Genomic DNA, 13,320 nt, shown 5'->3' on the forward strand with positions numbered 1-13,320 from the left:
TACTTATCGGTCAGTTCTCGTGTCAACGAGATCAGTGTGCCGCCGTGACTTCGGATTCCGGGCGACGTCCATTGATCTTCCTGGACGTCGATGGCCCGCTCATTCCGTTCGGCCTGGAGCCTGACGAATGGGTGACTGCCCCGATCCACTCCCGCCTGACACACCGGACAGCTCCGCCGCCCAGGACCGATTAGCGGCCTTCGACGCTTTACAACGTTGTATCAACGATGTAAAAACGTCCTGACGGCCAGCCGTGGCCCGGCTCACACCGGTTCCCGCCGCCCACGGGGTCGTGGTTTCACGCCTGCACAGGTCCAGTGGGAGGCGCACCTCCGCCGAGGCGGCCGCCCCCGGAGAAGGGTGTCGAACAGATGCTGCCAACGTTGTCACCACCCCGCCCCCGGAAGCCGAGACGCTTCCGGAAGCCCCTGACCGCCGCGGTGGTCGCCATAGCCGCCCTGGCGCTGACGCCGGGAGCCGCCACGGCCGCGGACAGCGGCTGGAAGATGGGCAAGCCACGCCTGACCACTCCGTGGACCAACCAGGTGTCGCCCGCCAACGCGCTGCCCGAGTACCCCCGGCCGCAACTGGTGCGCGAGAACTGGCAGAACCTCAACGGGATCTGGGAGTTCGCCGGCGCCGCCCCCGGCGAGGTCCCGCCGTTCGGCGAGAAGCTCGCCGAGAAGATCCTGGTCCCCTACCCCACCGAATCGGCGCTTTCGGGGATCCAGCGGCACGAGGACTACATGTGGTACCGGCGCACGTTCACCGTGCCCAAGCACTGGGACGTGGGCAAGGGCAACACCCTGCGGATCAACTTCGGCGCCGTCGACTACAAGGCGAAGGTCTACGTCAACGGCAAGGAGGTGGCCGCGCACCAGGGCGGCTACGGCGCGTTCTCCGCGGACGTCACCTCCGCTCTGAAAGCCAAGGGAGAGCAGGAGATCATCGTCGGCGTCGAGGACCGTGCCGACGCGACCTGGCAGCCCGTCGGCAAGCAGCGGCTGGTCCCCGACCGCGGGATCTTCTACGAAGGCGCCTCGGGCATCTGGCAGACGGTGTGGATGGAACCCGTCGCGGCCAAGCATGTCGGCACGCTCGGCATGGTCCCCGATCTCAAGTCCTCCACGCTCAAGCTCACCGTCGACACCGGCGGCAGCTCCGGGCTGACCGTCGAGGCCGTGGTCCGCGACGGCAAGAAGGTGGTCAGCCGCAGCAAGGCGGCCGCCTCCGGGACTTTTTCTCTGCCGGTGCCCAAGGCGAAGCTCTGGTCGCCGGATTCGCCGTTCCTCTACGACCTGGACGTCGAACTGAAGGACGGCCGCCGCACCGTGGACAAGGTGTCGTCCTACTTCGGCATGCGCGAATTCGGCACCACGAAGGGCGCCGACGGCAAGCTCCGGTTCACCCTCAACGGCAAGATCCTCTTCCTTCAGTCCACTTTGGACCAGGGCTACTGGCCGGACGGCATCTACACCGCGCCGACCGACCAGGCGCTGCGCTTCGACCTCGAACAGCACAAGGTCCTCGGGTTCAACACGGTCCGCAAGCACATCAAGACCGAACCCGATCGCTGGTACCACCACGCCGACAAACTCGGCCTGCTCGTCTGGCAGGACATGCCGTCGATGCGCACCGGCGGCCGCCCGCCCGTCGACGCCCAGCGGCAGTTCAAGACCGAGCTGAAGGAACTGGTGGAGCAGAAGAAGAACTGGACCTCGATCGTCGGCTACGTGCCGTTCAACGAGGGCTGGGCCGAGTGGTCGCGCGAGGAGACCGGGAAGGTCGCCGAGAGCGTCAAGGCCCAGGATCCGACCCGGCTGGTCAACGCGCACAGCGGGGTCAACTGCTGCGACTCCCTCGGCGACTCCGGCAAGGGCGACGTCCTCGACTGGCACTCCTACCCCGGTCCCGCCAAGCCGATGCCCGACGCCAAGCGGATCTCGATCGACGGCGAACACGGCGGTTACGGCCTCGAAGTCAAGGACCACATGTGGTTCGGCGAAGGCCACGCCTACGAGATGGTGAAGGACCAGGCGACCCTGAACAGCCGCTACGTCCAGAACCAGCGCGACGTGCTCACCTCCGCGCAGAGCTGCGGCATCAGCGGCTCGATCTACACGCAGATCACCGATGTCGAGCACGAGGTCAACGGCTTCTTCACCTACGACAGGCAGGTGAAGAAGATGGACTTCGCGCAGGTGCGCGCGGTCAATCAGGCGATCATCCGCAACGCCGACGGCAGCGGTTCCGGCGCGCCCGACCCCGGCCCCGGCACGCCGGGGATCACCGGAGTGCACGCCTACAAGTTCAACGAGGGCACCGGATCGAGCGCCGCGGACTCGGCCGGCACCGCGCACGCGACGCTGACGAACGCGCAGTGGGCAGGCGGTGTCGAGGGCGGTGCGCTGGCCTTCGCGGGCAACGGCCAGGCCGACACCGGGGCGAGCCTCGTCAACACGGCGGGCAGCTACTCGGTCTCGGCGTGGGCGAAGCTGGACGAGGCGGGCGGGGCGTTCCAGACCGTCGCCAGTCAGGACACCGGCCGCGACAGCGCGTTCTTCCTGCAGTACTCCGGGCAGGACCAGCGGTGGGCGATGAGTTTCGTCGGTCTCCGCGCCCTGTCGCCGGAGAAGCCGGAAGTCGGCCGCTGGTACCACCTGACCGGTGTCCGTGACGCCAAGACGGGCACGCTGTCGCTGTACGTCGACGGCAAGAAGGTCGCGTCGCAGAACGCCTGTTCCGCCGCCCCGAGCACCGGCCACACGGTGATCGGCCGCGGCCAGTACGGCGGCCAGCAGGTCGACTTCCTGCGGGGCGCCGTGGACGACGTCCGGTTCTACGACCGGCCGCTGTCCGACGCCGAGGTCGCGACGCTGGCGAAGCGCGACTGAGCCCGATCACGCGGCGCCGGGGCGACTCCCGGCGCCGCGTGTTCGGCACGAAGGAAGATCCGGACTCCGCGCGAAAAGAGAAGACTGGGCGGCGAATTCCGTGATCGTCCGCGTGGAGGGATCCAGTTGAAGGTCATCGCCATCGAAGAGCATTTCACCCATCCGACCTTGTACAACGAGGAAGGCGAGGGTGAACTGGGCGATCACCCGATCATGGTGGGGATCCGCAAGAAGCTCCGCGACCTCGGGCGCGGCCGGATCGCGGACATGGACGCGGCCGGCATCGACGTCCAGGTCCTGTCCCACGCTGTCCCCGGCGCGGAAGCGCTGAAGCCGGAGGAAGCGCACCGGGCGAGCCAGGCGAACGACGCGCTCGCCGACGCGATCTCCCACCATCCCGACCGGTTCGCCGGTTTCGCTGCCCTGCCGGTGCAGGCGCCGGACGCCGCGGCCGACGAACTCCGCCGCGCCGTCGAAGAACTCGGGCTGAAGGGCGCGATGCTCAACGGCCTCACCACCGGCCGTTTTCTCGACGACGCGGCGTTCCAGCCGGTGCTCGCCGCCGCCGAGTCGCTCCGGGTCCCGCTCTACCTGCATCCGGCGCTTCCGCCGAAACCCGTGCTGGACGCCTACTTCTCGGGCCTTTCCGACCTCCAGGCCGACAACCTCGCCACCGCGGCCTGGGGCTGGCATTCGGAGACCGCGCTGCACCTGCTGCGGCTGATCGTCTCCGGTGTCCTCGACGAGTACCCGGATCTGCAGATCATCATCGGCCACATGGGCGAGATGATCCCGTTCGCGCTGTCGCGGATCGACGTCGTGCTGACGCCGATCAACGAGCAGCTGCGCCAGCCGGTCGCGGACTACTTCAAGACCAACGTGCACATCACCACCAGCGGCTACGCGACGTTCCCGCCGCTGCAGTGCGCGCTGGCCGTGCTCGGGGCCGACCGGATCATCTTCTCGGTCGATCATCCGTACACCCCGAACGAGCCCATGGTGAACCTGCTCAAGACCGCTCCGATCGACGAAGCGGATCGCGAGAAGATCGCGCACGGGAACGTCGAAAAGCTACTTCGCCTCTGACTCGATCCACTCCTCCACGATGTCGCCGAGCACGGGCAACGGCACCTGCCCGTGTCTCAGCACGACGTCGTGGAAATCGCGGATGTCGAAGGCCTCACCCAGGCGCTCCTCGGCGAGGGCACGCAGCCGCTGGATCTCCAGCCTGCCCGTCGGGTACGAAAGCGCCTGGCCGGGCCATTCGATGACGGCTTCGGGGTCGTGAGTGGCGTCAGGTGCATCACGACCGTTCATCTTTTACGCATTCGGGTAACCCCGCTACGCCGATTGCCGACCTCTTCGCAGGGAGGCAGCCATGAAGACCGAGAATCACGAATCGAGATGCCAGACCAGCCGGGTGTGCGAAAACGGGGGCAAGAATCCGCCGCTTCTCCCGCACGATCTGCGCCTGGCGCTGTGCATGCGCGGTGGCGTGAGTCTCGCGGTCTGGATGGGCGGCGCCTGCCGGGAAATCACGGCTCTCCGGTCCGCGGGCGGTGTGGTGGACGAACCACCGGCGGTGACGGCGCGCGACCGGACCCAGCGCGCCATTTATCACGAGATCCTGACGATCGCGGGTTACGACAACGTCGAGGTCGACGTCATCGCCGGGACCAGCGCGGGTGGCCTCAACGGCGCCTTGCTGGCCAGTCACCTCGTCTACGGAATGCGTTTCGACGACGGAATCCGCGACATCTGGCTCAAACTCGGCGACCTCGAGTCGCTCACCCGGCATCCCAAGGACAAGATTCCCCCGTCCCTGCTCGACGGTGACGGCGGTTTCTACCAACGGCTCACGTCCCAATTGCACCACTTGCTCGACACGTCGTGTGAAACCTCGTTGGGCACCGGGAATTCCCCGCGTCTGGTGCGCCTGATCCTGACCGCCACCAGACTATTCCCGCGCAACGAATATCTGCGGCCTTCGGTCGGGCAGGCCTTGCTCGCCAGTTGGTCGCAGGCCCACCTCGCCTTCCGGCATTACCGGACCGAATGCGACGTCGCCCATCCGATTTTCAGCGATTTCCCGGCGGGTTCGACGGGCCATCTCGACCGGCTGGCGTATGCCGCGCGGACGACGTCGTCGTTCCCCGGCGCGTTCGAACCGGCGAGGCTGACCGTGACCGGGCCGCAGAACATCGACCGCAAACCGTGGCGCAACGCCGTCGGCACCTGCAGCGAGACCGGTGTCCCGGACGTCGGGAGCAAACAGGCGCAGTTGATGGACGGCGGCGTGCTCGACAACATACCGCTGTCGTGGGCCATCCGTGCCGTCGCCGGGGCGCCCGCGCAGGCACCTGTCGACCGGTGGCTGCTCTACCTGCAGCCGGTGCCCCCGACACCACCGAAACTCCCGCCCACCAGTACACAGCAAGGTTCGCTCGCCCGGATGGCGCGCGTGGTCAAAGCGCTGATCCGCACCAAGATGAACAGCGAGACCCTGCTGGACGACGCCGCCGAGCTGAGTGACGCCTGGACGTCCGCGCAGCGGCTGCACGGCACGGCCGGTGGCCTCCCCGGCGACCCGGACCTCGCGCATCTGCCCGACGTGGACGCCCGACGGCGCCTGATGCCCCGGTACGCGGACGCCGTCGCCTCCGTCGAGGCCGATCGGCTGGCGAGGCTGGTCGACGACCCGATCTCCCTGACCGGCCCGGATCCGCTGCCCATCCCCGACAGCCGCGCGTTCACCGGCGGCCAGGCGACCGCACCGATCCTGGAGCACCTGCGAGGTCCCGCCGTCGCCGACCTGGTCTGCATGCCGTGCACGGAAACACTGACCGTTTCCTGGTTCCGCTCGCTGCTGGCGCCGGCGCGCGCGGTGGCTCTCGTCCTCGATTGGGTTCAGGCGATCGAGGCCGAGCACGAGCTGAGCCCGGAGCAGAAGAAGGAGATCAGCGAGATCCGCGACAAGCTGTACGAAACCCGCTTCGTCTGCGAGGTGCTGCTCGCCGCCCGTGACCGGCTGCTCCTGCGGGGCGGATCACCGGACTTCGAGGTACTCCCCTGGGTTTTGGCCGCGTGCCAGCGGCTCGCCTGCTTCCTCGAAGCGGCGGGTGGTCTCACCGACGAGAAGGCTTGGTGCTGTGTCGTCGCCGAGGTCGCGGAGCACGCGGTCCAGGCCGATCTGCTCCCCGTCGGACGGGACTTCCCGCAGACGTTCCTCGAACCGATCTGGAAGCGAGTGGCGGAGCTGTCCAGGCTACTGGTCTCCAGGCTCACCAGCCTCGCGAAGGTCCCTGGATTCACCGCGCTCTACGAGGCGACGACGAGCCGCCCGGACAAGACCCTGGAAGTGTTCGCCATCGCGGAGCTGATCATCGGCCCGATCCGTCCGGACCCGTTGTCCGAGCCCAGCCGGATCCGCGTGCACGCGATGTCCGCGGTCGCCGAGAGCCCACTGGAACCGCTCCTGCTGGGTGACGCTCCACTCGCCGACGACGTCCAGCGCGTCGAACGCAAGCTCAGCGGCAACCAGCTGATGAACTTCGCGAGCTTCCTGTCCTCACGCTGGCGGCTCAACGACTGGACCTGGGGCAGGCTCGACGCTGCCTGCTCCCTGGTGGACGTCGTCGCTCGAAGCGAGCGTCTCCTGCACAAGGACGACGCCGATCTCGTCCGATGGCTCAAGGACCTTTACACCGAGCACTACGTCGCCGTGTTCGGCAAGACCTCGGACGACCTCGAAGCGCGCCCCGAACTCGCCGGGCTCATCGGCCCGTGGGAGGCGCTGAACGTGACGACCGCCAACGTCCGGCACAAGCTCCCGATCCTGCTCACCACCTGGCTGCACTGGAACATCCTGCAACAGGAGATCCCGTTGCTCACCGGTCTCGCGGCGATGAAGAGCAACGGCGACCTCCCGCCCACCTCCGAACAGCTGAAGAAGGCGTCCGATCCCCCGTTCACCCGCCTCGTGAACGAGGCTCACGTGCTGGGTGACGTCGGCTCCGAAACGGTGCGGAAACTGTTCAAGCACGCCCATCTCCGCCGGGCGGGACTGCGTCTCGGCCTGGTGGCCTGGCGGGCGGTCCAGCCCGCGGGCAAGAGCAAGGGCGCCCGGTTCGGCCGGACCCTGTTCGCGGTCACGAAACCGATGGTCGTGCCGCCCCTGCTGATCGGATTCCTCGCTCCACTGTGGAGCGCGGTCGCCGGGCTGCTCGCGTGGGCGGCCGTGTCGGTCGGCACGGACAGCTGGTTCAGCATGCCGGGTCATCTCTTCCTGGCCATCGGTGTCGGTTTCGCAGGCGGATACTTCTGCTGGCACTACCTCCCCGATCACGACGGCACGACACCGTTCCGGAGAGTGGCCGCGTTCGCCGTCGGGACGTTTCTCTTCCTGCTCGGTCTCGGCCTGGTCCTTCGTGGGGTTGAGTCGCCGTTCGCACTCGGCCGCTGGCAGCGCGCCGCTTTCGTCGGCGGGTTCAGCGCCCTGAGCGTCCTGGTCTCCCTGTGGGGCGTGACGGCCGTCTGGATCCGGACCGGACTCTGGCGGCGCCTCACGTTCGTGGTGCTCACGGCGCTGGTCCCGGCGCTGCTGGCCGCGTCACTGACGGCATTGTCGGCCGTGGTCCTCTGGCCCGGCGAGCCACTCACCGGCTGGATGGCCGCCGGGACCCTCTACCTCACGATCGCCGGTGAGACGCTCATGCTGACCCGGTTCTTCCCCGACCCGCCACTGGGCCAGACCACCGGATCAGCGGGGTCCTGAACCGCTGATCATCCGCTCGGTGGGTCCGGTGTAGGCACTCGACGGCCTGATGAGGCTGTTGTCCGCCAGTTGCTCCGCGATGTGCGCGGTCCAGCCGGTGATGCGGGCGGCCACGAAGATCGGGGTGAACACGGGAGTGTCGAAACCGATCAAGTGGTACGCCGGGCCCGCCGGGTAGTCGAGGTTGGGGTGCAGGCCCTTCGCGTCGTGCATCGCGCGGGCCAGGGCTTCGTAGAGGTCGAGCAGGTGGTGGCCGTCGCGCAGTTCCGCGATCTCCTGCAACGCCCGGCGCATGGTCGGGACGCGGGAGTCGCCCCTCTTGTAGACGCGGTGCCCGAAGCCCATGATCTTGCGCTTTTCCGCCAGTGCCCCGGCCAGCCAGGCTTCCGTGCCGCCCGCGGTGCCGATCTCTTCGAACGTCGTCATGACGGCTTCGTTGGCACCACCGTGCAGTGGTCCTTTGAGCGCGCCGATCGCCGCGGTGACGGCACTGTAGAGATCGGACAGCGTGGAGGTGACGACACGCGAGGTGAAGGTGGAGGCGTTGAAGCTGTGCTCGGCATACAGGACCAAGGACGTCTCGAAGGCGCGGACGATGACCGGCTCGGGAACCTCGCCGAATGTCATGTACAGGAAGTTCTCCGCGTAGCCGAGGTCGTCGCGCGGCGCCAGCGGGAGCAGGCCGTGCCGCCGCCGCTGGGTCAGCGCGACGACGGCAGGCAGCGCGGCGAACAGCCGGAGTGCCTTGGCACGGTTGGCTTCCAGGCTGTTGTCGTCCTCGTGTGGATCGTGCGCGCCGAGAATGCTCACGGCGGTCCGCAGGGTGTCCATCGGATGCGCGGTCTCGGGCAAGGACAACAGGGTCAGGACCAGGTCGGCGGGCAGCGCCCGGTGTGCGCGTTCGGCCTCGCTCTGGACGGCCAGCTGTTCCGGCGTGGGCAGTTCGCCGTACCAGAGCAGGTACGCGACCTCCTCGAAACGGCACTTCTCCGCCAGGTCCTGGACGGGATAACCGCGGTAGGTTAGGGAGTTGGTTTCGGGATTGACCATCGAGACCTCGGTGGTGTCGACGACGATCCCGGTGAGTCCTTTGTGGATACTGGGTGCAGACATGGTCGTCCCCTCAGAGGCGGAAAGTGAAGACGTTCTCGTCGAAAGTGCTGTAGGACTCGTAATCGAGCAGGTCGTAGAGATCGCGACGGTGCTGCATCCGGTCGAGCAGCTCCGCCTGGGTGCCCTGTTCGGTGATGGCGGTCAGCCCGGCGTCGGCGGCGTGCATGGCGAGACGCAGCAAGGTGACCGGATAGATCACGATGTTCACGCCGAGCGACTCCAGCGTTTGCACGTCGAGCAGTTCGCTTTTGCCGAACTCGGTCATGTTCGCCAGGATCGGGACGTCGACGGCGGCGCGCAGCCGTTCGAAATCGGCGGGATTCCGCATCGCCTCGGGGAAAATGAGGTCGGCCCCGGCGTCGGCGTAGGCTTTGGCCCGGTCGATCGCGTCCTCGATGCCGTTCACCCCGGCGGCGTCGGTGCGGGCGGCGATGACGAAGCCCGGATCGCGCCGGGCGGCGACGGCCGCGGTGATCCGCCGGACCGCGACGTCGCGTTCGACGACGTCCTTGCCGTCGAGGTGCCCGCAGCGCTTGGGGTTGACCTGGTCTTCCAGGTGCATCCCGGCGACACCGGCGTCCTCCAGCACCTGCGCGGTGCGGGCTGCGTTCATCGGCTCGCCGAACCCGGTGTCGGCGTCGACCAGCGCGGGCAGCGCGGTGACACGGGCGATCTGCTGGGACCGCCCGGCGACCTCGGTGAGCGTGGTCAGCCCGATGTCGGGAAGGCCGAGGTCGGCCGCGAGGACGGCGCCGGAGATGTAGACGCCTTCGAAGCCGCGACGCTCGATCAGTTTGGCGCTCAACGGGTTGAACGCGCCGGGAAGGCGTTGCAGCGTCCCGGAGTTCAGCCCCGCACGGAAAGCGGCGCGCTTCTGCGGGGCGGACGGAGTGGCGTGCAGCATCAGAAGATCCCCTTGCTCGTCGGCGCGGCGCCGAGCCCGGCCGGGAGCGCGATCCCGGCGACCTCGGCCGCGTCCAGTTCCCCGAGCCGGGTGACCGTGTCGAGGAACCTGTCCTGATCGGCGAGGGCGATCACCCCGTCGGCCAGCGTACGGAACTTGGCGACGTACTGCTCGCGGGCGAACGGCCGTGCCCCGGCGGGGTGAGCGTCGGCCACGGCGATCTCGTCGGCCAGCACGGTGCCGTCGGCCAGGGTGATCTCGACGCGGCCGCCGAACGCCGGTTCGGGCGCGTGGTACCGGCGAGTCCACTCGGGATCCTCGACGGTGGCGACCTTCCGCCAGAGTTCCACCGTGTCCGGCCGGGTCGCGCGGGCCCTGTCGTAGGACTTCTCGTGATGCCACTCGCCGTCTTGGAGGGCCACCGCGAAGATGTACGGGATCGAGTGGTCGAGCGTCTCGCGGCTGGCTTGGGGATCGTACTTCTGCGGGTCGCCCGCGCCGGAACCGATGACGTAGTGCGTGTGGTGGCTGGTGTGGATGAGGATCCGCTCCACCTTGCCGAGTTCGCCGACCTTCGGACCGAGGCGTCGCGCGAGGTCGATCAGTGCCTGACTCTGGTACTCGGCCGAATGTTCTTTGGTGTAGGTGTCCAAAATGGACCGCTTCGCCTCGCCGGGCGCGGGCAGCGGCACGGTGTATTCGGCGTCCGGGCCACTGAGCAGCCAGGCGATGAAGCCGTCTTCGCCTTCGTAGATCGGGCTCGGCGCGCCTTCGCCGCGCATCACCCTGTCGACGGCCTCGATCGCGGCCTTGCAGGCGAAGGCGGGCGCGTAGGCCTTCCACGAGGAGATCTCGCCCTTGCGGGATTGGCGCGTCGTCGTCGTGGTGTGCAACGCCTGCCCGATGGCCTGGTACACGGTCTCGGTGTCCAGGCCCAGCAACGCCCCCAGGCCACCCGCGACGGACGGGCCGAGGTGGGCGATATGGTCGATCTTGTGCTCGTGCAGGCAGATCCCGCGCACGAGGTTCACCTGGAGTTCGTATCCGGTGACGATGCCGCGGAGCAGATCCGCGCCGGTGCGCCCGGTGTGCTGGGCGACGGCGAGGATCGGCGGGATGTTGTCGCCGGGGTGCGAGTAGTCCGCGGCGAGGAAGGTGTCGTGGTAGTCCAGTTCCCGGACGGCGACGCCGTTGGCCCAGGCCGCCCATTCCGGGGAGTACCGTCCTTCGACGCCGAACACCGTCGCACCCGGTGTGCCGGGATGCGCCAGCGCCTGGTCACGAGCGGACGCGACGGGACGCCGGGTAAGTGACGCGGCGGCCACGGCGGCGTTGTCGATCATGCGGTTGATCACCATGTCAGCGGCCTCGGGTGACACCGGTACGTCGTCGGTGGCGACGGCGGCGAGCTTCCACGCCAGTTGCTCCTCGCGGGGCAGCGGCTCGGCGGAACGGTAGGTGCGGACGGTGTGGTCGGTCATTACGTTCCTTCGGGGTTCGGATCCCTTGTGAAGCTTGTGGTGCTCTCGACCGAGCGTGACACCGACCGCGTACCGTTCACCAGGCCAGAGCCCTGTGAAGGTTTGTGAACGTTCGCGGACCGCTTGTAAAAGTTGTTACAGTCGGCTTGTGGAGAAGATGTACGCGGGAGCGCGGCTGCGGCAACTGCGTGAAGGCCGGTCGATGACGCAGTCCGAGCTGGCGCGGCTGCTGGAGATCTCGCCGAGCTACGTCAACCAGCTCGAACACAACGGCAGACCACTGACGCTGCCGGTCCTGCTGAAGCTCACCGAGACCTTCGGCGTGGACACGGAGTTCTTCGCCGCCCAGGACACCGCGCGGCTGGTCGCGGACGTACGCGAGGTGTTCGACGACAACACCGTCAGCGGCGCGATCTCCGCCGGCGAGGTCGACGCCCTGACCACCACCCTGCCCGAGGTGGCACGGACACTCGTCGCGCTCCACCGGCGTTACCGGGACGCGGTGGAGAACATCGCGACGCTGGTGACCGAACAGGGACTCGATCGCTCGACCGCGCAGCAGCCGCACGAGGAGATCCGTGACTGGTTCTACGCACGCCGCAACCACGTCGCCGAACTCGACGCTCCCGCGGAGAAGCTCGCCGCCGCACTGCGCTTGCACCCTGGCGAAGTCCGCAATGGACTGGCGGCCGGGCTCCTGGAGCGGCACGGAGTCAAGGTCGTCGCCGAACCCCTGGGCGCCGACCAGCACCACTTCGACGCACGCGAGAAGACCCTGCGCCTCTCCCCCGCCCTGAGACCAGGGCAAGCCGCCTTCCGGCTCGCGTCCGAACTGGCACTGCTGGAAGCCGGAGACGTGATCGACCGGCTGGTGGACGGCGGCAACTTCGGCGGCGACACCGCCCGGCGGCTCGCCCGGATCGGCCTGGCCAACTATTACGCGGGCGCGGTCGTGCTGCCGTACCGCGTCTTCCTCGGCGCGGCCGAACGGTACCGCTACGACATCATGCGGCTCTCGGACCATTTCGGTGTCGGCTTCGAGACGATCTGCCACCGGCTGTCCACTTTGCAGCGTCCCGGCACACGCGGGGTGCCGTTCTCGTTCGTCCGCGTCGATCGCGCGGGCAACATCTCGAAACGCCAGTCCGCCACCGGGTTCCACTTCTCCAGGGTCGGCGGCTCGTGTCCACTGTGGATCGTCTACGAAGCCTTCGGTTCGCCGGGCCGGATCCTCACGCAGATCGCCGAACTCCCGGACGGGAAGAAGTACTTCTGGCTCGCGCGCACCGTTTCCCGCGCGGCGGGCGGGCACGGCGATCCGGGGAAGACGTTCGCGATCGGGCTCGGCTGCGAACTGCGGCATGCCCGGCGGCTCGTCTACTCCGACGGCCTGGCACTCGGCACCGGCGCGGCGATCACCCCGATCGGGATGGGCTGCAAGGTCTGCGAGCGGCCCGCCTGCCCGCAGCGTGCCTTCCCCGCGATCGGGAAGCCAATGCGGGTGGACGAGCACTCCTCCAGCCTGCTGCCCTACCCACCCCTCGCCTGAGTCGCGATTCGGAGCGGGGCCGCCGGCCCCGGTGTCGCGAAAGCCACTTTCGGGACGTCTGATGTCTCGAAAGTGGCTTTCGCGACACTCGGCACTGCCGACCGCTACCGCTCCCGACCGCTACCGCCGCCGGGCAGGTGGTCCCGCCGGAAGCGTTGCGAAAGCCACTTTCGCAACCTTCAACGTTGCGAAAGTGGCTTTCGCAACACCAGCTACCACCCCGCCGCTCGATGGAGCGGGGCCGCTGAGGCGTACGCCACAACCTCGACATAGTCGGACTTCCTACTTTATGGTGTCCACAGGTCTGCGGTGCAGGGAAGCCGGTGGAAATCCGGTGCGGTCCCGCCACTGTGACCGGGGAGCGGCGCTCCCGCAGAGAAGGCCACTGGCGCGAGCCGGGAAGGCCGGAGCCGCCGCGGATCCGGGAGCCAGGATACCGGCCGCAGATGTCCACGTTCGTCCACGAGGATGGAGCTGAACGCATGCGGATTCTTCCTGCCTGCGCGAAAGTCGCCGACCCGCCACCACCCCGGCGGTAAGTCGTCCGTACTCCCCTGCCCGGCCGCCGATCGCGGTCTTCGGGCGGCTTCGTCCTGCGTACTTTC

7 protein-coding genes, 1 pseudogene and 1 riboswitch are annotated in these 13,320 nt (G+C 68.1%); of the genes and pseudogenes, 4 read left to right on the forward strand and 4 right to left on the reverse strand.

Annotated features, from left to right (window positions below):
* Positions 1 to 371: 371 nt before the first annotated feature.
* Complete coding sequence (locus AMYAL_RS0137750; RefSeq protein WP_425332226.1) at positions 372 to 2,894, forward strand: LamG-like jellyroll fold domain-containing protein; 2,523 nt, start codon at positions 372 to 374, stop codon at positions 2,892 to 2,894.
* Between the two features lie 126 nt (positions 2,895 to 3,020).
* Entirely contained in the window at positions 3,021 to 3,980 is a 960-nt protein-coding gene (locus AMYAL_RS0137755) for an amidohydrolase family protein (RefSeq protein ID WP_020636489.1), read from the forward strand.
* On the opposite strand, the pseudogene AMYAL_RS0137760 reads toward AMYAL_RS0137755, so the two are convergent.
* A pseudogene (locus AMYAL_RS0137760) lies at positions 3,966 to 4,175 on the reverse strand (DUF885 family protein); the annotation flags it as partial. The gene AMYAL_RS0137755 and the pseudogene AMYAL_RS0137760 overlap by 15 nt on opposite strands.
* Before the next feature lie 97 nt (positions 4,176 to 4,272).
* Between AMYAL_RS0137760 and AMYAL_RS0137765 the strand changes: the two are divergent.
* Positions 4,273 to 7,668, forward strand: a complete 3,396-nt coding sequence (locus tag AMYAL_RS0137765) for a DUF3376 domain-containing protein (protein ID WP_020636491.1) — start codon at positions 4,273 to 4,275, stop codon at positions 7,666 to 7,668.
* Here AMYAL_RS0137765 and AMYAL_RS0137770 read toward each other — a convergent pair.
* The 3 genes from AMYAL_RS0137770 to AMYAL_RS0137780 are packed head-to-tail and all read right to left on the reverse strand — an operon-like array spanning position 7,654 to position 11,166.
* On the reverse strand, positions 7,654 to 8,781 hold the full coding sequence (locus AMYAL_RS0137770; RefSeq protein WP_020636492.1) for a bifunctional 2-methylcitrate synthase/citrate synthase: 1,128 nt from the start codon (positions 8,779 to 8,781) through the stop codon (positions 7,654 to 7,656). The two genes, AMYAL_RS0137765 and AMYAL_RS0137770, sit on opposite strands and share 15 nt — an antisense overlap.
* A gap of 10 nt (positions 8,782 to 8,791) precedes the next feature.
* Positions 8,792 to 9,685 (reverse strand): methylisocitrate lyase, encoded by an 894-nt coding sequence (gene prpB / locus AMYAL_RS0137775; RefSeq protein ID WP_020636493.1) that lies wholly within the window; start codon positions 9,683 to 9,685, stop codon positions 8,792 to 8,794.
* Positions 9,685 to 11,166 carry an MmgE/PrpD family protein gene (locus tag AMYAL_RS0137780; RefSeq protein ID WP_020636494.1) on the reverse strand — a complete coding sequence of 494 codons (1,482 nt, stop codon included), beginning with the start codon at positions 11,164 to 11,166 and terminating at the stop codon, positions 9,685 to 9,687. Before AMYAL_RS0137780 ends, prpB begins: the two co-directional genes overlap by 1 nt.
* A gap of 148 nt (positions 11,167 to 11,314) precedes the next feature.
* On the opposite strand from AMYAL_RS0137780, the gene AMYAL_RS0137785 reads away from it, so the two are divergent.
* Positions 11,315 to 12,715, forward strand: coding sequence for a short-chain fatty acyl-CoA regulator family protein (locus tag AMYAL_RS0137785; protein WP_020636495.1), 1,401 nt, complete (start codon positions 11,315 to 11,317; stop codon positions 12,713 to 12,715).
* 273 nt (positions 12,716 to 12,988) lie between these two features.
* Positions 12,989 to 13,174: riboswitch (cobalamin riboswitch) on the forward strand.
* Positions 13,175 to 13,320 lie beyond the last annotated feature (146 nt).

Source organism: Amycolatopsis alba DSM 44262 (genome assembly GCF_000384215.1).
In the GTDB taxonomy this organism is placed as follows: domain Bacteria; phylum Actinomycetota; class Actinomycetes; order Mycobacteriales; family Pseudonocardiaceae; genus Amycolatopsis; species Amycolatopsis alba.

Coding starts and splice junctions, on each gene's coding strand:
- AMYAL_RS0137750 (WP_425332226.1), top strand. CDS start 372: ATGCTGCCAACGTTGTCACCACCCCGCCCCCGGAAGCCGAGACGCTTC.
- AMYAL_RS0137765 (WP_020636491.1), top strand. CDS start 4,273: ATGAAGACCGAGAATCACGAATCGAGATGCCAGACCAGCCGGGTGTGC.
- AMYAL_RS0137770 (WP_020636492.1), bottom strand. CDS start 8,781: ATGTCTGCACCCAGTATCCACAAAGGACTCACCGGGATCGTCGTCGAC.
- prpB (WP_020636493.1), bottom strand. CDS start 9,685: ATGCTGCACGCCACTCCGTCCGCCCCGCAGAAGCGCGCCGCTTTCCGT.
- AMYAL_RS0137780 (WP_020636494.1), bottom strand. CDS start 11,166: ATGACCGACCACACCGTCCGCACCTACCGTTCCGCCGAGCCGCTGCCC.